At 61.5% G+C, this 22,981-nt stretch carries 23 protein-coding genes, 2 tRNA genes and 2 pseudogenes; 14 read left to right on the forward strand and 13 right to left on the reverse strand.

Annotation, left to right across the window (positions count from 1 at the left end; translation table 11 throughout):
• Positions 1 to 129: 129 nt before the first annotated feature.
• A tRNA-Cys gene (locus tag QNM96_RS08405) sits at positions 130 to 205 on the forward strand.
• 420 nt (positions 206 to 625) lie between these two features.
• Here QNM96_RS08405 and QNM96_RS08410 read toward each other — a convergent pair.
• The 3 genes from QNM96_RS08410 to QNM96_RS08420 form a co-directional block, all read right to left on the reverse strand.
• Positions 626 to 699, reverse strand: a tRNA-Lys gene (locus QNM96_RS08410).
• An 81-nt stretch (positions 700 to 780) separates the two neighbouring features.
• Positions 781 to 1,515, reverse strand: coding sequence for a hypothetical protein (locus QNM96_RS08415; protein ID WP_283835669.1), 735 nt, complete (start codon positions 1,513 to 1,515; stop codon positions 781 to 783).
• A 52-nt stretch (positions 1,516 to 1,567) separates the two neighbouring features.
• Positions 1,568 to 1,699 carry a hypothetical protein gene (locus QNM96_RS08420; protein ID WP_283835671.1) on the reverse strand — a complete coding sequence of 44 codons (132 nt, stop codon included), beginning with the start codon at positions 1,697 to 1,699 and terminating at the stop codon, positions 1,568 to 1,570.
• A gap of 421 nt (positions 1,700 to 2,120) precedes the next feature.
• Between QNM96_RS08420 and QNM96_RS08425 the strand changes: the two genes are divergently transcribed.
• The 6 genes from QNM96_RS08425 (at position 2,121) to QNM96_RS08450 (ending at position 5,233) form a co-directional block, all read left to right on the forward strand.
• Positions 2,121 to 2,408 (forward strand): DUF6360 family protein, encoded by a 288-nt coding sequence (locus QNM96_RS08425; protein WP_283835672.1) that lies wholly within the window; start codon positions 2,121 to 2,123, stop codon positions 2,406 to 2,408.
• 92 nt (positions 2,409 to 2,500) lie between these two features.
• Positions 2,501 to 2,977 carry a ribosomal protein S18-alanine N-acetyltransferase gene (gene rimI, locus QNM96_RS08430; RefSeq protein WP_283835674.1) on the forward strand — a complete coding sequence of 159 codons (477 nt, stop codon included), beginning with the start codon at positions 2,501 to 2,503 and terminating at the stop codon, positions 2,975 to 2,977.
• A gap of 220 nt (positions 2,978 to 3,197) precedes the next feature.
• Positions 3,198 to 3,662 (forward strand): DUF5810 domain-containing protein, encoded by a 465-nt coding sequence (locus QNM96_RS08435; RefSeq protein WP_283835675.1) that lies wholly within the window; start codon positions 3,198 to 3,200, stop codon positions 3,660 to 3,662.
• Between the two features lie 24 nt (positions 3,663 to 3,686).
• Positions 3,687 to 4,097: a DUF5809 family protein gene (locus QNM96_RS08440; protein ID WP_283835677.1), complete on the forward strand. Its 411-nt coding sequence runs from the start codon at positions 3,687 to 3,689 to the stop codon at positions 4,095 to 4,097.
• 82 nt (positions 4,098 to 4,179) lie between these two features.
• Positions 4,180 to 4,782, forward strand: a complete 603-nt coding sequence (locus tag QNM96_RS08445) for an NUDIX hydrolase (protein ID WP_283835678.1) — start codon at positions 4,180 to 4,182, stop codon at positions 4,780 to 4,782.
• A gap of 82 nt (positions 4,783 to 4,864) precedes the next feature.
• Positions 4,865 to 5,233 carry a rhodanese-like domain-containing protein gene (locus QNM96_RS08450; protein ID WP_283835680.1) on the forward strand — a complete coding sequence of 123 codons (369 nt, stop codon included), beginning with the start codon at positions 4,865 to 4,867 and terminating at the stop codon, positions 5,231 to 5,233.
• 163 nt (positions 5,234 to 5,396) lie between these two features.
• On the opposite strand, the gene yciH is transcribed toward QNM96_RS08450, so the two are convergent.
• The 6 genes from yciH to QNM96_RS08480 form a co-directional block, all read right to left on the reverse strand.
• Positions 5,397 to 5,690: a stress response translation initiation inhibitor YciH gene (yciH, locus tag QNM96_RS08455; RefSeq protein ID WP_283835681.1), complete on the reverse strand. Its 294-nt coding sequence runs from the start codon at positions 5,688 to 5,690 to the stop codon at positions 5,397 to 5,399.
• Positions 5,691 to 5,771: 81 nt separating this feature from the next.
• Complete coding sequence (locus QNM96_RS08460; protein ID WP_283835683.1) at positions 5,772 to 8,045, reverse strand: DUF3488 and transglutaminase-like domain-containing protein; 2,274 nt, start codon at positions 8,043 to 8,045, stop codon at positions 5,772 to 5,774.
• Positions 8,042 to 9,115 carry a DUF58 domain-containing protein gene (locus tag QNM96_RS08465; RefSeq protein ID WP_283835684.1) on the reverse strand — a complete coding sequence of 358 codons (1,074 nt, stop codon included), beginning with the start codon at positions 9,113 to 9,115 and terminating at the stop codon, positions 8,042 to 8,044. The genes QNM96_RS08460 and QNM96_RS08465 overlap by 4 nt, the downstream gene beginning before the upstream one ends.
• The gene (locus QNM96_RS08470) at positions 9,112 to 10,089 is read right to left on the reverse strand and encodes a MoxR family ATPase (protein WP_283835685.1); all 978 of its coding nucleotides are present in this window, start codon (positions 10,087 to 10,089) and stop codon (positions 9,112 to 9,114) included. Before QNM96_RS08470 ends, QNM96_RS08465 begins: the two co-directional genes overlap by 4 nt.
• Before the next feature lie 282 nt (positions 10,090 to 10,371).
• The gene (locus QNM96_RS08475; RefSeq protein WP_283835686.1) at positions 10,372 to 10,566 is read right to left on the reverse strand and encodes a cold-shock protein; all 195 of its coding nucleotides are present in this window, start codon (positions 10,564 to 10,566) and stop codon (positions 10,372 to 10,374) included.
• A 99-nt stretch (positions 10,567 to 10,665) separates the two neighbouring features.
• Positions 10,666 to 10,953: a hypothetical protein gene (locus tag QNM96_RS08480; RefSeq protein WP_283835687.1), complete on the reverse strand. Its 288-nt coding sequence runs from the start codon at positions 10,951 to 10,953 to the stop codon at positions 10,666 to 10,668.
• A gap of 169 nt (positions 10,954 to 11,122) precedes the next feature.
• Here QNM96_RS08480 and QNM96_RS08485 point away from each other — a divergent pair, with 169 nt between their 5' ends.
• Positions 11,123 to 11,317 (forward strand): hypothetical protein, encoded by a 195-nt coding sequence (locus QNM96_RS08485; RefSeq protein ID WP_283835688.1) that lies wholly within the window; start codon positions 11,123 to 11,125, stop codon positions 11,315 to 11,317.
• A 29-nt stretch (positions 11,318 to 11,346) separates the two neighbouring features.
• Here the strand turns inward: QNM96_RS08485 and QNM96_RS08490 are convergent, their stop codons facing one another.
• Together QNM96_RS08490 and QNM96_RS08495 are read right to left on the reverse strand one after the other, a co-directional pair.
• A complete protein-coding gene (locus QNM96_RS08490; RefSeq protein ID WP_283835689.1) occupies positions 11,347 to 12,405 on the reverse strand; it encodes a 5,10-methylenetetrahydromethanopterin reductase in 1,059 nt (352 codons plus the stop codon).
• On the reverse strand, positions 12,402 to 13,172 hold the full coding sequence (locus QNM96_RS08495; protein ID WP_283835690.1) for a coenzyme F420-0:L-glutamate ligase: 771 nt from the start codon (positions 13,170 to 13,172) through the stop codon (positions 12,402 to 12,404). Before QNM96_RS08495 ends, QNM96_RS08490 begins: the two co-directional genes overlap by 4 nt.
• Before the next feature lie 119 nt (positions 13,173 to 13,291).
• Here QNM96_RS08495 and QNM96_RS08500 point away from each other — a divergent pair, with 119 nt between their 5' ends.
• The 5 genes and pseudogenes from QNM96_RS08500 (at position 13,292) to ddh (ending at position 18,712) form a co-directional block, all read left to right on the forward strand.
• Positions 13,292 to 14,674 carry an initiation factor 2B gene (locus QNM96_RS08500; RefSeq protein WP_283835691.1) on the forward strand — a complete coding sequence of 461 codons (1,383 nt, stop codon included), beginning with the start codon at positions 13,292 to 13,294 and terminating at the stop codon, positions 14,672 to 14,674.
• A gap of 372 nt (positions 14,675 to 15,046) precedes the next feature.
• Positions 15,047 to 16,153: an ABC transporter substrate-binding protein gene (locus QNM96_RS08505; RefSeq protein WP_283835692.1), complete on the forward strand. Its 1,107-nt coding sequence runs from the start codon at positions 15,047 to 15,049 to the stop codon at positions 16,151 to 16,153.
• A gap of 32 nt (positions 16,154 to 16,185) precedes the next feature.
• Positions 16,186 to 16,353 (forward strand): annotated as a pseudogene (locus QNM96_RS08510) (FAD-dependent oxidoreductase); the annotation flags it as partial.
• Positions 16,326 to 17,468: pseudogene (locus tag QNM96_RS08515) on the forward strand (IucA/IucC family protein); the annotation flags it as partial. The pseudogenes QNM96_RS08510 and QNM96_RS08515, both read left to right, overlap by 28 nt.
• Before the next feature lie 314 nt (positions 17,469 to 17,782).
• On the forward strand, positions 17,783 to 18,712 hold the full coding sequence (gene ddh / locus QNM96_RS08520; RefSeq protein ID WP_283835694.1) for a D-2-hydroxyacid dehydrogenase: 930 nt from the start codon (positions 17,783 to 17,785) through the stop codon (positions 18,710 to 18,712).
• Between the two features lie 115 nt (positions 18,713 to 18,827).
• On the opposite strand, the gene QNM96_RS08525 is transcribed toward ddh, so the two are convergent.
• Entirely contained in the window at positions 18,828 to 20,069 is a 1,242-nt protein-coding gene (locus tag QNM96_RS08525; RefSeq protein WP_283835696.1) for a polysaccharide deacetylase family protein, read from the reverse strand.
• Positions 20,070 to 20,808: 739 nt separating this feature from the next.
• Positions 20,809 to 21,426, reverse strand: a complete 618-nt coding sequence (gene engB / locus QNM96_RS08530) for a GTP-binding protein EngB (RefSeq protein ID WP_283835697.1) — start codon at positions 21,424 to 21,426, stop codon at positions 20,809 to 20,811.
• Between the two features lie 232 nt (positions 21,427 to 21,658).
• Here engB and QNM96_RS08535 point away from each other — a divergent pair, with 232 nt between their 5' ends.
• Positions 21,659 to 22,951 carry a TIGR00341 family protein gene (locus QNM96_RS08535; RefSeq protein WP_283835698.1) on the forward strand — a complete coding sequence of 431 codons (1,293 nt, stop codon included), beginning with the start codon at positions 21,659 to 21,661 and terminating at the stop codon, positions 22,949 to 22,951.
• Positions 22,952 to 22,981 lie beyond the last annotated feature (30 nt).

Raw genomic sequence — 22,981 nt, forward strand, 5'->3', positions numbered from 1 at the left:
CCTCAACCAGTGGGAACTCTGGTTGAGGTTTCGCTATTTCGTATTCGAGTACCGACAGCGTAGCCTTCACGTCGCATCGCCGTCGGGGACCGTAACCGTTATGCGCGCAACTCGTCTACCACTATCTGCGCCAAGGTGGCAGAGTCCGGCCGAACGCAGCGGCCTGCAGAGCCGCCCACCGCCGGTTCAAATCCGGCCCTTGGCTTTTCCAAAAACACTTCGTTGCGAGCGGAAGATCTGGATTACGGTGTCAAATCAGTGAGCGCCCACCGTCGGTTTAAATCGTCCTCCCCTTCGTCGACGTTCATCTGAGACTGTCGATCTAAGGAATACAGTGTGTTCCGGACGATAAATATGGTATTTCTCTATTCTTTCAGTATTGGATATACTTTCCCTACTCCGAAATCAACAGTCGATTATCAACTAAATCACGATAGTTCCGTTATTGTAGTCCAGAGAGATGAACAGAGCTACGTTCACTTTTCCGCTGATTTCAGCGGCTGGATCGTGTTCGGAAGACACGGAAACAACGAATCAAAAACATCGGGGAGGTCTGGCAAGGGGCCTAGTCTCCGTAAATTATTCGTGGCGGCTTCGCTCCTCGAGTAACTACTCGGAGCAAAAGCGGGCCGGGCGCGATTTGAACACGCGACCGTCTGGTTAAAAGCCAGACGCTCTGCCAAACTGAGCTACCGGCCCTGTGTCTTGTACTATCGGCGAGTAGTGGTTAAACGTTTCTTTCTCCGATGGTGAATTCGATGGAGAATTACCGGACGAATCTCATTCGAGGTATTGCTCTAACGCATTCGAGACGATCTCTCCGGGGGGCCTGCCCTCGAGAGACGCCTGTTGTCGAAGGTCGCGGTAGATTACCGGTGGGAGGCTGAGCTCGAGGTGTCCCAATTGGACGTCGCACTGGGCGAGGGCGCGGTCGATAGGGGTGTCATCGTTGACGGCGCTCGCGACGCTTCTGACCTGTCGAACAGTGAGTTCGCCGTCGAGTGTGGCCCACGCCAAGAGGAGGCGAGATTCGCCGGAAACGCGTGCGATGTGTTTGGCCGCGGTTGGTGCGATCTGTCCGAGGGCGACCTGCCGACGTACCGATCGGGGGAGATCGTGAACGCGAGCCCATTTTCGAATAAACGAAACGGTAGCGGTTTCGGGTTCGGCATCGTCCTCGCTCAAGGTCGTTTCGTCGATTCCATCGCGTGCACGCTCCGCGGCGGCCTTGTACGATCCTTCGCCGCGGACGAGGGCCGCACATGCGGCCGCTCCGCGAAGCATATACAGGTGATCTCCCGTGGTGTTCCCGGCCGCGAACTGTCTGACAGTCTCGGCTGCGTCGGCGAGGCTCTCGGGGTCATCAGGGTCGAATTGGACAGCTTTGCGGGCGCGGTTTCCGGCAACCGATTCGTCACCACGGATGACTGGTGCCCCAACAGGTGATTTCCGATCTGTTGGCACTGATTGACCAGCTTCTTCCGATGGTTGATCGCCGCGCCGATTATCGCTCATGACCACATAGTAGGGAGCAAGTCGCCAAAAAGCTCTTGTTCCGGTATACGTCTCACTCGTCGCGTTCCTCGGCGAGGTGTTCCCAGATTTCCGTACAGCCCGCACCGACCTCAACGTCGTCGAGGTGACTGTCGTCGCGTTCATCATCGTCTACCGGTTCAGTCGCACATTCTGTTTTAGTCATGTTGTCCCTCTGTCTGGTGTAATTCCGGTGCGACATCGGCCGAAACGTGCTGCCGTCTGCCGACTCGAGTTCGCGAAACGCGTATCATAACCATTCGTTTGTTCGACAAGCCCATAAGTTCGCCCTCGGGTGCAAGCGATACCCGTACTCGCTTATGGCGGAAAGGATAGCCGGTATCTCGGTTTCGTCCCACGGGGGAGAATGCCGTCAGGTACTGCGATTTTGGTCAAGCACCTCGTCATCAATTGTTGTTTCCTGTCCGATCGATAGAGATCTAGGAACGGGTGTGGTTATTACGTTATTACTCAGATATTTACTGTAACGGCGACGATCTGTTGTAGATTGCCGAGGGTTCACAACACGACTCGAGGCGTCGACCGAAGCCGCGGTGGCTAAGTGGATTCGAAGTGATACTCGGGCTATGACAAACCGCCTGATGTCCGTTACTGCGTACACGACGTTAGATTACGTCGATGCGGTCGCAACTGGATACGAGTTCGAAACGGAATCGGTTGCCGTGGTGGACGCGACGACGGATCGCACGGATCCGGCCGATGTTCTGTTGCAGGTCGAACTCGATAACCGAGCGGAAGAGCACTTCCCGGCGCACATGGTGGAGCTGCAGTTAGGTTCCGATCAGGCTCGAGCGCTGGCGGCCGATCTCGAGGAGCACGCCCAACGAGTCGAAGCGGAAGATACCGAGAGTTAGAATTTCGCCGACTCGAGTACGTCCGAACCCGGGAGCAGCCTCCCGATTTGCCCGACGGTTCGTTTTTATGGTTCGGTGTGATAGATTCGTCCATGACGGTCCCTGTTCCAGAGGGGGGAGACAGCCTCTCGATTCGGCGGGCACAACGGGCCGACCTCCTTGCCGTTGTCCGGATCGAGAACGCGTCGTTTTCCCAACCGTGGCCCTACGATGCGTTCGAAACGTTTCTCGGCGAGCCGGGGTTTCTGGTCGCGATTGGCGAAAACCGGTCGATTGTCGGCTACGTCGTTTCCGATGTTACGCCGAACTACGGCCGCAATCTGGGTCACATCAAGGATATCGCCGTTCATCCCGACCATCGTGGCTCGGGAGTCGGTTCGGCGTTGCTCACCCGAGCGCTCTCCGTACTCGGTACGTACGATGCAAACTCGATCAAACTCGAGGTCCGACCATCTAACGGCGGTGCGAGACGCCTCTATCGGACCTTCGGATTCGATCCACTTCGACGCGTACCGAACTATTACGAGAACGACGAGGATGCCATCGTCATGATTTGCGAACTCGAGTAGTATCGGACAAATCCACCTTTCGATGGGTAGTGGACCGTGGTTCCTGATCGAAGATGCCGCCGAATCTACAATCGTGGTTTTGCCACTCGCGGGTGGCGAGAACGTCACATTCCGAACGGTGGTTCCCCATCTCGTTCGATTGGATCGAGCGACTGAGTAGTTGAAGCGTGGCTGATTCGGAGACGAGGTGATTTTACCGTTGGCTACCGTACGCGCCGGTATGGGATACGCCTGTCCAGTCTGTGGGACCGAGGAAGCCGATGGTGTCCACCTCGCGAATCATTTCGCAGTGACCGCCTCACTGGGTCGAGAGGATCATCTCGAGTGGCTCGAAACCTACGCACCCAATTGGAACGAACGGGGACCGGACGAGCTCGCCGAGATCGTTACCGAGCATGCATCCGAGGTTGAGACACCGGAGATCAAACAGGGAACCGATCACGGACAGTCGCCGTCGCTCGAGGCAGAACTGGCCGCACAGTCCCGTCAGCCGGGTCGTGGATCGACGACACAGGAGCCGAGTCCGGAGGCTCAGGGGGCTCTTGAGGAGGCTCGGGAGCTGACTCGAAAACTGTACGAGTCGTCGGATGGGAGCGAGGGAACTTCGGATGACGATCCGTCCGCGGAGTCGTCGGATCGTGAGCTCTCGGAGACGGCCACGGAGTCGGACAACGAAACCCTGTAATCGCCCGGTCTCATCAGTCCTACTATGCACACGACGGGTTCGTTTTCCCCCGATTCGGTTGCTGATGCGAGCGAACGTTACGAGAGCATCGGTCCTGCGGCACAGACCGTTGTCCGAGAGGTTGCCAAGGCGATGGAGTTTGACCGCGAGGAGTATCAGGAACGCGTCTCCAGTGAGGTCGTCGAGACGGCTCGAGACGCCCTCTTCGCCAGCATGCTTTCGGTCCGTGTCGGCACCCGGGAGGAGTATACGGCTTGGCTCGAGGAGTACGACGGTGAGGTGACGGAAACGGGCCATGAGTCTGTCGACCACGTTGTCTGGCACGCCGGCCCCGACGGCTCGGCGGTCGCCGCAACGTTTCAGGACGAGGAGGACGCGGCGGTTGCGACGCTCCGGCGACAGGCGTTCGGGCGATTGTATCGCGATCTCTTGTAAGCTCCCGGTTCGTCGCTACCGGACCGCTCGAGAAGCGTCCAAAGCGGCACCTATTACCGACTCCGGACCCCATTCGGGTCCGATGACCGACGCAGACGAGTCACGCGAACCGACTGTCCCGGACGAGTGGGACGTTATCGAGCGGGAGGCCGAGTACGAGACGGGCTGGTACGAGGGGGGATACGATCTGGTCGAACAGCCCGACGGAACCGAGAAGCGCTATTACTGGGCGGAACTGCCGCCGGCGGTCGTCGTCGTCGCCAAGGTAACGGGAACCGCGGTCGGATCGACCGATTCGGCGGGCGACGGGGATCGGATTCTCTTCGTCGAGCAGTACCGCCCGGCGATTCGTGAGCACCACCTCGAGTTGCCCGCGGGGATTGTCGAAGACGGCGAGTCCTACACCGAAGCCGCGGCGCGAGAACTCGAGGAAGAAACCGGGTTCGAGCCCTCGACGACCGTACTTCTCCAGGAGTACGCCGTCGCGACGGGTGTGCTTGATCACGACCGTGCCGTTGTCTATGCGGACGGACTCGTTCCGGGAGAAACCGAACTCGACTCCAACGAATTTCTCGAGGTGACGTCGCTTCCGGTCGAGGAGGCGTTCGAGCGGGCCCGCGAGCAACCCGCGAACGATTCGACGATCAGCGCGCTGTTGCTGGCCCGCGAAGACGGATTGCTTTGAGGCGGTCGGTGGTGTTGCCGGCGATGTCGACATCGGGGGCGACCCGTGGTCTTATTCAGCCCGAGGTCTAACAACCGGGCAAATGGACGGCGAAATCTCCACTGAAGCGGTCAAGGAACTTCTCGAGAATAACGCTGACGTTCGGATCGTCGATATCCGCGACGAGCGAAGTTTCGAACACAGCCACATCCCCGGCAGCGAAAACGTTCCGTTCCACGAACTCTCGGGACGTATAGAGGAATTCGAGGAAGCGGAACGTATCGTCACCGTCTGCCCGCACGGGAAGGCGAGCGTGCAGGCCGCCAATCTTATCGGCTCGTACGAAGGAAGCGCCGATGCGACGGTCGAAAGTATGGAGGGCGGTCTCGAGGAGTACGGGCTAAAGTACGGCCTCGTTTCGGAGAAGGAGTCACCCAACGAATCGACACAGAGCACCGAATCACCGTTCTGATTGAGGTCGTAATTCGGTACTTCCGATAGCAGTACTGCCAGTGTCGGTCGTTGTGCTGTTCGGGCCGGTCGCCGCGCTGTTCGGGTCGGTCTCTACGGAGAAAACGGGGGCGATAGTGAAGCGATACGGGCTGTCGTGGGTTCGGGAGTCGTCTCAGATCATCCTATGCGACGTTGAAGCCGCGATCCCGAAGGAAATCCTCGATGCGACCGGAGTGATTCCCTTGTAGTTCAATCTGGCTGTCTTCGACTGTGCCGCCACAGGCGAATTTTGACTTGAGATCCGACGACAGACTGTCGAGGTCGACGTCTTTGGGGTCGAATCCTTGGATGATCGTTACCTCCTTACCGTATCTGCGCTCGTCAATGCGGATGGTGAGTTGCTGTTGACCTTTGGCGACGTCTTCACAGACGCAAAGCTCATCAGGCAGCCCGCACGTCGAGCAGACTTCCGACATTACGTTCGCCCGTACGAAACCAGCATATTAAACACTATCGGGACCTTCCCTCCCTCGTGTGGTTCTTTTTCAGTGGTCGATTCACGCATCGGTCGAATTGCCGATCACTGGGAGTCGTTCACGCGCCAGTTCGTCGACCAGTTCGATCGCTTCGTCAGTCCGTTCTCGGCTGATATCTCCGCTGTACTTGGCTAACTCATACGTTTTACCGACTTCGTCGATGCGCGGATCCAGTTCGTCAGTCTCCGAGAGCGTCGCGAGGTACTCGCGCACCGATTCGTTCTCTCGTCGCGGCCGATACGTTCGCTCGAGGAGAATCTCGAGTCGTCTGTAGGCGCGTTCGGCGTCCGCCGCCGGGGTATCTTGGGAGCCGTGCCAGTAGAGGTGAGCCGTCCGGCTCACGTGGGAGCCGACGCCGCTCCGGCGGATCCCTGCGACGAGTCCGACCACCAGGGAGAGCCCGATTACGGCGTCTTCGAACGATATCGACGGGAGTATGGATTCCTCGTCTTCGGATTCGGTATCCGTTCCACCGCTGTCGTCGGGATCGGGACCGCTCTCGTTTCCGTTCGATTCGTTTCGCTCTTCGGATTCGGTCCCGTCCTCCGATCCGTTCTCGTCCGGATCTTCGGTTCCGTTCTCGTCGGGACCATCGCCGTCTGGATCCTCTTCTTCTTCCTCTTCGAGCGGGATATCTTCGCTCTGCTCGGTGTCGATACCGCTTTGTCCCTCGTCGCGTGCATCCTGCAGGACGTCGTCGTGGGCGTCCTGACGGTCGCCCGGCGGCGTCGGCTCGAATTCGACCCAGCCGTGACCGGGGAAGTAGACTTCGACCCAGGCGTGGGCGTCTAATCCTCGAACGACCCACTCGTCGTCATCGACCTGTTGTCCCTCTGCGTAGCCGGTGACGTACCGCGCGGGAACGTCCTCCGAGCGGAGCATCTGTGTCATCGCCGTCGCGAAGTAGACACAGTAGCCCTCGTCCATCTCGAGGAGGAAGTCCTCCGCGACGTTGCCCGAGGGCTTTTCGACGTCGAGCGAGTAGTCCTTGGAGGACCGGAGGTGTGATTCGATCGCAACCGCCTTTTCGTAGGGGTTGTCGGCGTGTTCGACGATATCGGCCGTTTCATCCTCGAACTCGCTCGAGGTGTCTTCCGGCGTCTGGCGGTACTCGCTAGCTTGAATTTCGTCCGGGTAGTTCCGTCCGGCGGTTCGGAGTTCGTTCGGCTCCGGGTCGAGGACTGCGCTTTCGACGGTGTACTCGTCGCGCTCGAGCAGCGTTTCCACCGGGTGGATCTGCCCGTGGTCCGTGACTTCGGCGACCCCGATCCCACTCCCTTCGACCGAGAGCGGGTGGGCCGCCATCGGCATCGTCCCGATTTCGGTTTCGAGATCGATCTCCTGTTCGACCGTCTCGTAGTCGCCCGGCGGTGACTCGAGGCTGCCGTCGTACTCGCTGGTCTCTCCGGTTCGGACCCACTCATCGCCGGTAAAGCGATCGTAGACGCCGGTGCGCCAGTAACTCGCCCGTTCGGATTCCGCCGTAAACCGCACTTCCGGTGAGAGATCGACTTGTCCCCCGATCCCCGAGTGGCCAGGCGAGGAGTCGATCGTCCCCTCGAGGGTCTGTGGACCGTCGCTGTCGATGAAGACTGGTCCACCGTTGTCTCCGCCGGGGATAACCGTGACCGACAGCGAGAGGGCGATCATCAGCGCGAATATGATTGCGAGGATATCCGCTTGCGCGATCGATCCGTCGCGGTGGGCGAGTTCGCCGAAGGCGACCGCCGTGATCGCACCCAAGGTCCCAAGCATGGTGACGGTAATTCCCGCGTTTCCGGTCAGAACCAGAAATAGCAGGGCAAACCCGCCGGGAACGACGCTCCAGACGTACCGCTCTCGCATCGCGAGATACCACGAGAGAAAGACGGGGCCCGGTGCAAACCCGAGCGCCCACGTTCCCGCTTCGACCATTCTGAGGATCGGGAGCCCAGTCGCGAGTGTGATCGCGTCCGAAAGGAGGGCGTCCCACGCCGAAATCGCGACGCCGAGTTCGACGCCCGCCGCGTTCAGGTAGTACGAAAACCCGACGGCCGCCGCCACCGTTGCCGCGAGTATCGCCGTTCGCGGTCGAATCGTATACGCGAGTACCGTCGCGGCGACCAGCATCGCGGCGACGACGGCAAACAGCGTTTCCGTACCACCGACGACCGACGTGACGTCCTGGTGTAACACTCTGACGTACGATGCCGTCAGAATCCCGATGCCGCCGAGCGCGACGATTCGGAATGCCCGCGGTCCGACCGTCCCATCCAGGTCGACCGACGTGACTCCTCGCTTCGATCGTGAGCTCACGGGGACACCTCCGATTGGGCGTCCGTCCCGAGAGATTCGGGAGAGTGGCGACCCCCTGCCGTATTCGTCCGTCCACTACCTGCTCTCCCGCGCAGTCGGTTGAAGGGGATCTCGTGGCCGTCGACAAGCACGACTGTCCCGTTCGCGTCGGATTGGACGAGGACGTCGGCGTCGGTTTTCGTTTGGTCGTCGAGTTCGCCGGCCTCGACGAGGGCCAACAGTCCCAAAACGTCGCGGTGGTGTTCCTCACCGGTCGACGGCGGCCGCGTTGCGTCGGGAAGCGTCACGCCGACCGAGACGTTTAGCTCGAGCAAGTAGGTCGTGACGCTGGCGACTGCGGCGGCCAACTCGTCTTCTCGGCCGGGGATACACTCCGCGGCGATCGAGGCCGAGCCACGATCCTCGTCGTCGACGAACTCCTTGACGACGAGTTCGCCGTCGGATCGTTTCGCGGCGGATTTCCAGTGGACGTCCCGCAGGGAGTCGCCCCGAACGTACTCTCGAAGGTGGTCGAACTCCTCGCGGCTGGCGACGCCGGCGGCGTCCGCGAGCATCTGCAGGTCGCTATTCGACCCTTCGCTGAGATCGTAGATGCGGGGAAAGACCAGTATCGATGTCGTCTGGTCGTCTTCGAACCGCCGTTTCATTAGTCCGAGCAGGTCCGTGATGGTAATCGAGATCGGTCCGACGTCGTGTTCGCCTCGAGCCTCGAGTCGAACGTCGTACCGAAAGCGATGCTCCGTGGAAATCGTCGTCTCCGCTCGGTTCGAGTCGTCGGTATCCGTGAGACCGCCTGTCTCGTCGACGGCGTCGTGAACGGTTGCTGAGACCGGGTTGTTCGGCTCGATACGGGTTTCGACCGTCCGCTGTTCGCCGATAAAGCCCGCGTTGATCGGCGTTCTGTTCACGACCGGTTTCTCGGCACGGTACGTCGTGACGACCGCCACGAGGCTCACGATACACAGCGGAAAGATGATCGCACTTAGTGCGCGGGGACCGTACTGCCACGCCATGGCGAACGAAAACGCCAGAATGGCGACCACGCCGACGCCTCGACGTGTCGGTCTCATTCAACGGAGACGCTCTCGAGCGCGTCTTCGACGACGGACCGTCCGTCCCGCTCTCGATCGGTCGTTTTGATTCGATGGCTCATGACGACCGGAGCGACGTGCTTGACGTCGTCCGGCACGACGTATCCCCGTCCCTGACTGACTGCGTGGGCCTGTGCCGCCTGGAGCAACGAAATCGTCCCACGGGGGCTGATGCCGATGTGTGCGTGTTCGCGCGTGTAGCCGGCCAGACGAGTCGCGTACTCGCGAACGGGCGCTTCGACGGTGGCGTTGGCGACCGTTTCACGCGCCCGAACGATCGTCTCCAGATCCGTGACGGCCTCGAGCGAGTCGATCGGGTGCTGACCGACGGTTCGGCCGAGCATCTCCGATTCTTCGTCCGGGTCGGGGTATCCCAGGTGGAGCTTTTTCATGAACCGGTCGACTTCGGCGAAGGGCAGGTCGTAGGTTCGATTGGGCTCGACGGCGTTCTGGGTCGCGATGACGGTAAACGGGTTCGGCAGCTGTCGCGTCGTCCCGTCGACGGTGACTTGCCCCTCTTCCATCGCTTCGAGTAACGAGGACTGCGTTTTCGGCGGCGCGCGGTTGATCTCGTCCCCGAGGACGATGTTAGCGAAAACGGGTCCGGGCCGAAACTCGAACTCTCGAGTCTTCTGATTGAATACGTTTACGCCCGTGACGTCCGTCGGAAGCAAGTCGGGTGTGAACTGTACTCGGCTGAATTCGCAATCGACAGAGGTTGCAATCGAGCGGGCGAGCATTGTCTTGCCGACGCCGGGAACGTCGTCGAGGAGGACGTGGCCGCGGCCGAGTATCGCCGTGACGACGTGACTGATGGCCTCGTCGTGGCCGACGATCACTCGGCTGATGTTGTCGTGGATTTCTTCGGAGAGCGTGCTAACGGTATCGACCGGGAGGGGGTTCGGTGACGAGTGGTCGCTAGCTGGTCTGGCTGTCGTGTTTGTGTTAGTCATGGATAACTGGGTGCGGTGACCGAATACGAGGACCTATTTCGATCGGCTATTTGTGGGGTATCTATCGTTCACCAATATATGTTTTGTGACAATCAGGTTAGATCCGGCGGACATTGTTCAAGGCCTGTGGACGTTGTCTTCGCGGTAAGATTCGAATCCACGTCGATCTTGATATAACTGATCCTCGGAGAACCACGGAGCTGTCAATTACTCGTGTCGACACCGGATGCGTTGCTCTTCGGTGGGTGAGTACTTGAAAAACGATACCCCTTCTTCGGGCGCTTACAGGCGCTCGACGTTCGTCGCGCGCGGGCCCTTATCTGCTTGCTCGATATCGAACTCGACTTCCTGACCCTCCTCTAGGTCAGGGCCGCCGACGTCTTCCATGTGGAAGAATACGTCTTCGTCCGCGTCCTCGCTTTCGATAAAGCCGTAACCGCCTGTGTCGTTGAAGAATTCGACCGTGCCTTTCGCCATTGCAGACGTAAAGAGCAACGACTATAGCATAAATGTTCGGGATCAACCAGCAGTATTTTCCGGAATGTGTCCCCAAACCGGCGTCGTCTCGTGGTTTCGCTACCAATCCTTACAGGTCGGGCAAACGAGTCCATCTCCTTCGCGCCAGGCTCGAGCGACCGTCTCTGTACAGCTGTCGCAGGTGTACGTCCCCCAGACGTACGTCGAGGTGGCCGGATCGATGTCGGCGTTCGCGTCGGTTCGCTCCGCCGCGTTAGCGTCGGGTTCGGACACGGCTTCCGAGTTGCCGGAGTCCGATCGGTCCTCGCTGCTATCCGCTTGCCCTTCGCTGGCACCCGCGTCGTCTTCTGAATCCTGAAACGCCGAAAGTGTCGCGTCCTCTGTCACGGTTGGAGATACGGAGTGCCGGGGCTTAACGGCTCCGACGAGGATCGACGGGTTGGGAGATAGCTCGCGGCGGATAGGTAGATCACTGGCGGGGCAGGTGATTTCCCCTCGAATGAGTACCGCGTCACGGATCGGCACGGCCAAGTATCATCGGTGACAACTCCCACGTATGGACACCGCCGTACCACTGAACGTCATCGTGGACAACATCACGGAGATGAACGAACTCTTCACCGATGTCGCGCTCGGTGATGGGGTCGCGCCGTTGCTCGTCGCGATGGGCACGCTCATAATTATCGCCAGCCTGGGGATTTTCGGCGCGCTGACCCTCGGTGCCGTCGGCAATCTTTTCACCGCAAATTAGCGCCGTTGGCCGGTTTGTGCTGTTTTCCGTTACGCTCCGTCCGCTCGCCTGAGCGCTTCGCTCGCCCGTCCTACCGCGTCCTCGAGATCCGGCCCGAGCGGCGAGCCGACGACGATCCCGTCGACGTGTTCGAGGGCCGCCTCGAACCGTTCGGCGACCGTGTCGGTCGTTCCCGCGATGCAGAAAACGTCGACCATCTCGGGCGTCACGCGATCGAAGGCCTCGGGCAGGTCTCCGCGCTCTAAGGCCTCGCTAACCTCTCTCGCCGCTTCCTGATCGATATCGTGGCGCTCGAGTACCGGGTCTGCCGCGCCGCCGACGATAAATGCGACGGGCGGACGAGCCGCTTCTCGTGCCGCCTTCTCGTCGCCGGCGACGCTCACGCTGGCGAACGCGAGCGATTCGAACGCGCCGTGTTCGTCGGGACGGTCTTCGAGTCCCTGCTCGAGTTGATCGCTCGCCCACTCGAGGTCGGCCGGGTGGGCGGCGTTGATCAGGACGCCGTCGGCGTGTTTCGCGCTCATTCGGAGCATGTGGGGCCCCTGGGCCCCGACGTAGACGGGGATCCGTTCCGATGGCGGCTCGAGGTTGAGCGAGGCGTCTCTGGCGGTGAAGGTCCCCTCGTGGGTGACCGTTTCGCCCGCCCAGAGCTCCCGAGCGATGTCAAAGGTCTCGAGGACGCGCCGGAGCGGGCGGTCGCGATCGATCCCCAAATTCGCGAGCGAGGAGCGGTCGCCGGCACCGACGCCGAAAGCCGCGCGGCCGTCGCTGACCTCGTCGATAGTCGCCACCTGGGACGCGAGCCTGACGGGGTGGGTTTCGTAGGGGTTGACGACCCCAGGTCCGATCCGGATCTCGTCTGTCTCGTCGGCGATCTTCGAGCAGGCGACGAACGGATCGCGGTTGAAGTAGTGACTGCTCGTGAACGCGACGCCGAACCCTTCGTCTTCGGCTTGTGCCGCCAGGGAGGCGATCCGTTCGGGCGGGTGTTCGGGTGTGAGTTCGATCCCCCAAGTCGGGCCGTCGCTTCCGTTTTCGTCGCTCGAGGAGCCGTTTTGGGTTCGGTCGTTCTGGCTGTGATCACTCATCCGTCGAACCTCCATCCGCGAAGCGCCTGACGGATCAGATCGTCCTCGACGGATCGGAACAGTTCGTCGCTTCCCGCGTGGTCGCCGAAGTCCCAGTTTCGGACGACCACGGCGGGGGTTCCGCCGTTGCCTTCGCCGGTCACCAGGTTCGCCGCCGCGGCGAGTTCGTCGACGACCGACTGGACGGTGACGCCGAGTTCGTGGCCGTCGCGGTCCTCCTCGCCGCGCCAGTCTCGGCTCGCGGGCATGCCTGCCCACCCGAGCGCGACCCCGCGCTGACCGTGTCGGAACGGCCGTCCGCAGGTGTCGGTGACGATAACGGCGACGTCCTCGATGCCCCGGTCCTCGAGCCCGGAACGAATGCGTTCGGCGCTTTCGGCCGGCCGCTTGGGCAGAAGCAAAACGTCGTTATCCGGCACGTTCGAGCGGTCGATCCCCGCGTTCACACAGATGTGCCCGAACCGGGTTTCGGTCAGGAGAAACGGCGCGTCGATCAGTAATTCGGTGCTCTCCTCGAGCACCACCTGTGCGAACCGCGGATCCTTCTGCTCGCCGGTAATCCCCTCGAGTCGGTCGGCTATCTCGGTTGCGCGACCGCTGACGGGGAACTCTTCGAGGTCGACGGCTCGGTCCTCCGTCTTCGAGACGATCGTGCTCGCGACGGTGAGCACGTCGCCGGCCTCGAGGGCGGCCCGATCAGCGACGAGTTCGGCGATGTCGTCGCCGGGACGGATTTCGGGCAGATCCGTCACTGCGTGTAGGTCCATATTGGTGAGAGGGTGAGCCACGGCAAAAACGCACCGTCATCGGAGAATGGCGTCGGTATCGAACTCGTCGCTGCGGTAGTCCCGAAACGCCTTCCCTCGAGGCCGGCCTTCGATCACCTATGGCCGACTCGAGAGCTGGGAGCGATGAGGGTGAGGAGAGCGAGACGAGTCACGTCGTTACCGCGTTCCTTCGAAACCGGGGCGAGGTGCTTCTGTTACGACGTAGCGATGCCGTCGGAACCTACACGGGGCAGTGGGGCGGCGTCTCGGGCTTCGCCGAAGGCGATCCCGACGAGCAGGTTCGCGTCGAAATCGCCGAAGAAACGGGCCTCGAGGACGAGGTCTCGCTGGTCCGTGCAGGGCGCGAACTGCGGGTGACCGACGAGGAACTCGTGCGTGAGTGGGTCGTCCACCCGTACCTGTTCGACTGCGAGTCGAGGGCGGTCGAACTGAGCGAGGAACACGAGGAGTTCGAGTGGGTCTCGCCGCCGGTCGCGCTCGCCCTCGAGAACGGAACGGAAACGATTCCGTCGGAGATCGCTGGCATCGATGGACGGGGGACGGTCCCGAAGCTCTGGGAAGCCTACGAGCGCGTCGCGCCTTCGGTTCGGTCGGTCGCCGCCGACGACGAGCACGGCGCTGCCTTCCTCTCGATTCGCGCCCTCGAGGTGCTTCGGGACCGTGCGGGCTTGTTAATCGGCGAGCGCGACGATGTCGGTGTCGACCCCGACGAAGAACGGGACGAACTCGCGGAACTCGCTCGGCGTCTGCTCGAGAGCCGCCCCTCGATGGCCGTCCTGCGAAACCGGGTGAACAGAGCGATGGCGGGTGCCACGACGGAGGTTGAATCTGACGAGCCGGTCGCGGACGATTCGAAAGCCGACGCTGTCGCAATCCTCGAGTCGACGATAGCCGGCATCGATCGCGCGGTCGAAGCCGACCGCGGAGCTGCCGAGACCGCCGCCGAACTGATCGAAGGCGATACGGTGTTGACCCTCTCGCGCTCGGGGACGGTCCTCGAGGCGCTCGAGAGCAGCTCACCCTCGCGCGTTTTCGTCGCTGAATCAGGGCCAGCCCGCGAGGGCGTCGCCGTCGCCGAAACGCTCGCGAACGAGGTACCGGTGACGCTCCATACCGACGCTGCGGCCGCATCGGTGCTCGCACGCGAGGAGGTCGACCGCGTCCTCGTCGGTGCCGATACGATCCTTCCCGAGGGCTCCGTGGTCAACAAGACCGGCACGCGCTCGATCGCGCTCGCGGCCGCTCGAGAAGGCGTTCCCGTCTCGGTCGTCGCCGCGACGGACAAGGTCTCGACTCGTTCGGAGGTCAACATCGAGTCCGGCTCGAGGGACGCCGTCTATGGCGGCGACGCGTCGATCGACGTGCTGAATCCGACTTTCGACGTGACGCCGGCCGACTGCGCGAGCGAGTACGTCTCCGAACGCGGGGTTCTCGAGCGAGTCGACGTCGAGTCGGTCGTTGCGGAGCTCCGGGCGTTGTGACGGCCGATAATCGGTGCCACACTGCTGTTCGATCATCGGTTTCTCGAGGCTAATCCCCGCTCCGATCCTTTGCCCCCGGTCTCCAGAAGCGCTCCTCGTCAACAAAGTCGGTCTCGTCGGGATCGTATTCCGGCGTTTCGTCGGCTCGCCATAATCGAATCCTTCTCCACGCTCGCTGAGACGAAGCGGCCCATCGGACGGGAACGATTCCGTACCGCTGTCAGCTCCGCAGATCCCGGTTCAACGTTGTGGGTCATTGCCATCGACCCACCCTCTCTCAGACGAACTCTCTCGTTCGAGGGTGGTTCAACCTGTCAGTGAATAGAGGCAGTATCGAAACACTTTTCAATTTTTAGGCAAGCCTAAAATATGATGGCCAACGACAATCACTGGACGAGACGGACCGTCCTCCGATCGAGCGTGGCAGTTGCCGGATTGGGCGTCGCCGCAGGCTGTATAACCGGTGACGATAGCAACGGCGATACCGACGGTAGCGAAAGCTATTCCGTGACGATGGAGCCCGTCGGCACCGTCGAGTTCGACTCGGTGCCCGAGACGTGGATGGGAAATAACGGAAGTTGGGCTGACATGGGGATAGCCCTCGGCCAGGATCCGCCCGAAGGCGTCTGGCTCACCGAGCGGTTTCATACCCAGTATTACGACGAAATTCCCGGGGTGAGCGTCGACAAAAGCGATATGATAGCTCTCTCAGAGTCCGGGGCCGATAGGGAAGTGTTCTTCGAACACGATGTCGATGTGCACGTGATAGACCCGAACTTCCTCATGAACCGATACGAAGGGTGGGACGAAGATGACATCGAGGAAGTCGAACAGGCTATCGCTCCGTTCTTCGGTAACAGTATTTTCTCAAGGGATTACACGTGGCACGAGGACTACGAGTACCTTTCGCTGTACGAGGCTTTCGAGAAACTCGCAGAAGTGTTTCAGGAACAGGAGCGCTACGAAGCGTTCGCCGACCTTCACGACGAGTTCCAGGCGACGATCGACGACGTCGTTCCCGCGGACGAGTCCCCCGAAGTCGCAATCTTGTGGCCGGCCGATGGCGATTCGTACTACCCCTACACCATCGATAAGGGAACGAGTTTCAAACAGTGGCACGATCTGGGCGTTCGCGACGCGTTGGGAGAAGGAGGGTTAGAAGACTTCCACGACTCGCGGGGCCAGATCGACTACGAGAACCTGCTCGAGATCGATCCCGACGTCCTCCTGATCCGCGGGCGCGAAGAGCAGACTGCCGAAGAGTTTCAGGACGAAATCGTGGCGGACATGGAAACCCACAACGTTGCGAGCAGCCTTACCGCCGTTCAGAACGGCGACGTGTACCGCGGCGGTGGACTCTATCAGGGTCCGATCACGAACCTCGTGTTGACCGAGCGTGCGGCCCAACAACTCTACGACGTCGACGAGGAGTTGTTCGACCGCCAGCGAGTGAGCGATATCGTAAACGGGGAGTTCTGAGATGAACCGATACCTCCCAAGCGTATCTCACTATGGATGATTCTCGACCCAGCGATCGAAACCCGTCTCGGGACACGTACGACGTCGCCGTCGTCGGCGGCGGCGCGTCCGGACTCGCAGCCGCGGTGTTCGCTGCACGGTACGGACTCGAGACGCTCGTCTTCGACCGCGGCGGCTCGTCTCGAAGGGGCTCGACCCTGACGCCTATTACTTCCTTCCGGTCCACGACTGGCAGTGGGAGAACAGCATCGTCCCGCTGTTTCCCGACCACATCGCGGCCGACGACATCGTGCCCCTCGGCGAGGGGCCGGACGAATACCTCCCGCAGCAGTCGGTGCGAACGTTCGTCAACATCGACGACAAGGAGAAACACCACGTGAAGGTCCCGATGCGGATACTCAACACGCTCGTCTGGCGCGGCCTCCCCGGCGACCGAACGGAACTCGCGCCGACGGTCACCGAATATCTCCGGAGCGTCTACGAGGAGGACGACTTCCTTCGGGACCAAGGACTGATCCTTCCGGGCGAGATCGCGGGCATCAACTACGACCACGCGGATTTCGCAGACATCGACGGCTCGCCGTACCAGTACCACGAATTGCTGGGTGCGGTGTGGCGCGAATCCATCTACACGTTCCTCGAGGACGACGAGCGGGCGATCACGCTCTCGTCGCTGATGCACGTCGACGGCGAGGGCGAACCCTATCTCTCGCGACTGGTCGATCGGTCGGCGCTCACTCTCGACGAGTGGCTCGACGAGTTCTTCGGCACCGTTTTGCCGCCGCTCCTGCACGTTCTCTACCGCTACGGCACCGTCTTCTCGCCACATGGCCAGAACACTATCCTCGTCGTCGAGGACGGCGTTCCCTCTCGACTGGCGGTCAAGGACTTCGCCGACGACGTAAACGTGAGCGACCAACCCCTTCCCGAGCTGGAGTCGCTCCCCGACGAGTTGCACGACGTCCTCCGGAAGGAACCGCCGGAGGGGCTCTGTCAGTTCATCTTCTGCGGGCTGTTCGTCTGCGTTCTTCGATACGTCGCGGACGTTCTCGAAGAGAACGAAGAGTATCCCGAGGAACAGTTCTGGACCCACGCTCGAGACGCAATTTTGGGCTACCAGGCACGGTTCCCCGAGCTCGAGGAACGGTTCGAGTTGTTCGATCTCTTCCAGCCGGAATTTACGAAACTCACGCTCAATCGGAACCGGATCTTCGACTACGGCTACGACGACGCACCCGGTCGACCCCACGCTTCCGAACACGGAACGGTGACGAACGCACTCTACGAAGTTACGGACTGGGATCGGACGAACTGAGGCGACCGAGTTCGGCTGATACTGTCGGCCGTAAGTCGCTCGACGTTCGGATCGGTCCGGCCGTCTCCGCAGCGTGACACGACTCGGCGCTCGTCGAACGCACGGAAAGCGACAGACCGAAACCTTCCGGGCCCGAACGTTCGGGCGGCGGCCGTGACGAAGAGTTACCCCCTCCGAGCCCCTTGTGACGAGGAATTTTCCCGAGCCGCCGTCGTTTCCGAACTCGAGAGTCGTTCCTGCGTGTAACTCGTGTCACTCCCGAGTCGCCCTCGATCGCAGAAACCTTGAACACGGAGCCGTCTGTAGCTCTGGCCATGCAATTCGATCTCGACCGACTCGGCGTCCACGAATCGGTCAGTGCCGTTTTTCCCGCCCGCGTACTCGTCGAGCATCTCGAGGACCTTCCGCTCGAGGTCGCGACCATCGGTGACGACGAAATCGCCGACTACGATGCCGTCGTCACGCTCGAGTACCACGACGCCATGCTCGAGTGCGAGTGGATCCACTCGATTCAGGCCGGCGTGGATCGCTTTCCGTTCGAGATGCTCGAGGCCGAGGGCGTGATCTTGACCAACAGCACTGGAATTCACGGTCGGTCCGTCGGCGAAACGGTCGCGGGATACCTGCTCGCGTTCGCCCGTCGGATTCACGACTACGCCGCGAACAAACGGGATCGCCGCTGGGACCGTCCGGAGTGGGACGAAGCCTTCACGCTTTCGGGAACCAGCGCCTGCGTCGTCGGAACCGGAACCCTCGGAACCGGAGTCGCCGACGTGCTGGGATCGCTCGGAGTCCGCGTGACCGGCGTTCGCCGATCGGCGGAGCCGCTCCCAGCGTTCGACGATATGTACGCGACCGACGACCTGCTCGAGGCGATTTCCGAGACGAATTTCGTGATCGTGACCGTTCCGCTGACCGACGAAACGCACCATCTTTTCAGCACCGACGCGTTCGTCGCCATGCGCGAGGACGCCTACCTCGTCAACGTCGCCCGCGGCGCGGTCGTCGACGAACCCGCGCTGGTCGACGCCCTCGAGGCCGACGAAATCGCGGGCGCGGCGCTGGACGTGTTCGAAACCGAGCCACTGCCCGAGGAGTCACCGCTCTGGGAACTGGATGACGTTATCGTTTCGCCACACTGTGCGGCGTTCACTCGGGACTACGTCCTCGACGTCGGAGAAATCGTCCGCGAAAACGTCGACCGACTGGACGGCGGCGAGGCGTTCTCCAACCGAGTGGTGTAGCGACTCGAGAGATCGCCCCTGTCTCGCGAACGTGTGCTCGCTCGGTTCGCTTCGTTCGAGGGTGTACTGTCCGCGAGCCTGCTTTGTCGAGACCGTGCTACCGCTCGAGACCGTGCTACCGATCGAGTCGTCGATAGGCCGCGGCCCCCGCGGCTCCGACCGCCGCGAGGATGCCGGTTCCCGCCAGAATTGAGGTTCGGTTGTCTTGAACGGCCGAGGTGGCGCGCTCGCCGGCGGTTGCGGATTCGTTCGACGGCGAGTCGTCCGATGCCGAATCGTCAGCTTCCGTCCCGTCGCCGCCCGTTTCGCTTCCCCCCTCGCTCTCGTCGGCGGATTCGTTCTTGCCCCCCGCTCCGCTCCCGTTCGCCCGTCCGTGACCGAGATCGGTCAACGCTTCCCGAAGCGTTACAATTTCGAGGTCCCGCGCCTTCGCCTCCTGGATCGCAAAGCGGACGCGTTCGGGCGTCGTCTCGTCGAACTGGCTGTGGCCGACGACGATGCCGAGGTACTCTCCCGCGACGACTTCGTCGTAGAACTCCTCGATTTCTTCTCGGCCCTGGACGTTCCCGTCGATGCTCGTCCGACCCAGTTCGTGCGGATCGAGCCCGTTGACCGGATTCAGACCATCACCGCCCCGGTTTGCGAACCCGGCGTAGTGTTCCTGCACGAGTTCGTCGACGAGCCCTTCGCTCCGACCGAACGGCGAGACGAAGTGGTCGATCTCGAACCCCATCTCCTCGAGTTCTTCCTTCGAGCCGACCACCTCTTCATGGACAATCTCGTCGGAAAAGCGTGCGAACGAGTTTTCGGGCTCGAACGAGTCGCCGACCGGTTCCTCGAGGTCGATGTACGTGCCCGTGTCGTCGCTCCCCCCGCCGGCGATGACGTTTTCGACCGTCCGATCGCCGTCGCTGATGACGATTTCGGCGTCCTCGCGGTTCTCGAGGAAGTCCCCATTGAGATAGACCTTCTCGTCGCCGGGTTCGGCCGCTTCCCTGAGATAGAGGTTCCCGACGGCGCCGTGGCTCGCGGTGTGGGACATGATTTCCCAGCCTTCGGCTTCCATCTCGCGGAGGTGCTCCGGGAGGAGTCCCCAGCCGGTATCGACGTAGTCGGTCACCGCCGCACAGCAGGCGGGGACGCCCTCGTCCTGATGGACGGGAAACGTATCGGTCCAGTCCTCGCGCCAGCTATCGTCGTAGATGAAGACCACGCGGCCGTTGTGGTCGTCTTCGGTATCCTCTCCCTCGGCGACAGCGGAGCCGACGATCGACCCGATCTCGAGGCTTGCCCCGGCGAGCGCGAGCGATCCGACCGACCCGATCCGACAGAAGCCTCGACGACTGACGCCCGTCATCGGTGCTCCCCTTGAGCGAACCCACTCCCACACGTAATCGTGCCACGGTCCACACTCGAGGAATCGCCGGTCCCATTTCTGGCCGACGTTCGGCACCGTTCTGTGATCGTTCGCCGGTCTCCCCAGTCGCTGTGTTCGCTTCGATAGCTCCCCCTAACCGTCATACGAGAGACACTCCTTTTCGATACTATTACTATTCAATAGTTAATTCGGCGGCTGTGGCTCTATCCGATCGGTAAAACCCTTTCAGGCTCTGGAGGGCCGGACTCGAGCGACCTTCGACAATTCTCACAGCCCACGGCTCGATGGCCGGGCGCACGGCTCGAGTACGACGAGAGCCGTGCAACCCTGCGGAAGAGCAAGCTCTTCCGAGCAGTGAGGCCGCTGGTCCCTCGAGCAGTCGGCGTGCTCACAAATCAAAGGTTTGTGGCATCACGAAACGGCGACGCCGTTTCGAACGACTTCGTACCGACGACCTCGCGAACGCGATGCGTTCGCTCAACGGGGGAGGGCAGGCCCATACTTGGCACTCACCGCGAGCGTCGTGAGCCGGAACGTCTTCCGGTGCTTTTCATCAACGCTAAGCGGAATCGAAGATTCCGCGAGGTCGTCGGGCGGCGCTGGCGTCCGGCTGCAAGCGATACCGAAGGAATCGCCCGGTCCGAGAGAGCGCTTTGTGCTCCCTCGAGATTTTGCCGCGGGCGCGGCGCAGCCGCGCCCGCAGAGCAAACCTTTGGTTCTAGAAAAACTTGAACAGGTCGTCTCGCTCCTGCTCGTGGAGGTGCGTTCGGACGGCCTCGAGCATCGGATCGAGCTGTTCGCGCTTGGCGCTGATCGGCGCGATCGTGTCCTGCCACTGTTTCCACGGTGGGTAGAGACCGAGCCGGTCGGCGAGTTCGTTAAGACGCTCGTCGCGGTCGTCGACCTTGTCCATCTTGTTGACGGCGACGACGGTCGGCACCCCCAGATCCTGCAGGAAGTGATACATTTCGACGTCGTAGGGGATCGAATCCGGCCCAGTGTGGCGGTCGATAATGTCGACGACGCTCTTCCCGTCGACGACCAGTATCGCGACGAGGATGTTGTCGGCGTACTCCTCGAGATAGTGCACGATATCGGTCTTGATCTGCTCGCGGTGGTCTTCTTCGACGCCGCTCATGAATCCGAATCCGGGGAGATCCGTCAGGACGAAACTCTCGGCCGTCCAGTCGTAGTGATTCGGCGAGCGGGTGACACCGGGTTTGCCGCCGGTATCGAAGGAGTGGCCGGTCAACTCCCGCATGAGCGTGGACTTCCCGACGTTAGAGCGCCCGACGAGTGCGACTTCGCCGTCGCAGTTCGGACGGTTTTCGAACATACCTGACGTACGAGGGCGGCGAGTAATAAGGGCCGCGACGGCGGTTCGACCGAACGGGCAACTACCGGTTTTCATACTGCCGGCTGTAAGTCGTTCAAGATTTTCGTCGCCCGGTGGTGCGAAAATCTTCACATAGTTACAGCCGGCAGTATCAGTGACCGACCGACTCTTCGTCTCCCCGTCTGTCATTTTCGAACACTGGAATTATCACACCGGGGGACGAGATACGGGTGTGCGGCTCGTACAGTTGACGGTTCCGACAGGCCAACGACAAACTATCCTCGAGACGCTCGATGATCAGGGGATCGATTACGTCGTCAACGAGGAGACGAGCGACCGCGATTACACGGCGGTCGTCTACTTTCCGCTCCCCTCGGCGGCGGTCGAACCGGTTCTCGATTCGTTACAGGATCAGGGGTTCGACGACGAAGCCTATACGGTCGTCGTTGACGCGGAGACGGTCATCTCTCGCCGGTTCGAGTCCTTACGAGAGAAGTACGAAAACGGGGACGTCGAATCGGATCGGATCTCGAGACAGGAGCTTCAGGCCGAAGCGGAGTCGCTGACGCCCACGTTCGGCGTTTACGCGACGATGACGATCGTGAGTGCAGTCGTGGCGACGGCGGGATTGTTACTCGACTCTCCCGCCGTCGTCGTCGGATCGATGGTGATCGCACCGTTGATCGGACCGGCGCTCGGTGCCGGTGTTGGCTCCGTTCTCGACGAGGAGGACCTCTTCCTCAAGAGTATCAAGTATCAACTCGTCGGCGTGCTTCTGGCTATCGGGGCGGCCGCGGTGTTTGCCTGGACGGTTCGTGTGACGAACATCGTCCCGCCGGGGCTCGACATCTCTGCTGTCGACGAAATTTCCGAGCGGCTCGCGCCGGACCTGCTTTCGCTGGCGGTTGCTCTCGGTGCCGGTGTCGCCGGGATCGTCTCGATCTCGACGGGTATCTCGGTCGCGCTCGTCGGCGTGATGATCGCCGCGGCGTTGATCCCGCCGGCCGCGGCGGCGGGGATCGCCATCGCGTGGGGCCAGCCGTCAGCTGCGATCGGATCAACGGTGCTCGTGTTCGTCAACGTCCTCTCGGTTAACCTCGCAGGACTGGTGACGCTCTGGTACGCCGGTTATCGTCCGGAGAACCTGTTCGAACTCGGCCCGACACAACAGCGGGTCAGGCGTCGAGTGGCGGGGTTGGTCATCATCGTCCTCCTGTTCGGCGTCTTCCTCGGCGGGATCACGTACGCCTCCTACTCCGCCGGGACTTTCGAGGAGAACACTCGAGAAGAAGTCGAACTCCTCCTCGATCAGGAGGAGTACGAAGCCTACCAGATGCTCGAACTCGAGGTGGTGATGGACGACAACTACCCGTTCTTGAGCCCTGAACGAGTGATCGTAACGATCGGCGGTCCGCCGGGTGAGACGGCTCCGGAGTTAGTGGACGAACTCCACGAACGGATCAATCAGCACGTGGACGAACCCGTCGGTGTCGAAATCCGATACGTCGAAGTCGCCGAGCGTTGAGTTTGCTCTCGGACGATGTAAACAGCGGCT

The sequence above is a fragment of the Halostagnicola sp. A-GB9-2 genome (assembly GCF_030068615.1).
Classification (GTDB): domain Archaea; phylum Halobacteriota; class Halobacteria; order Halobacteriales; family Natrialbaceae; genus Halostagnicola.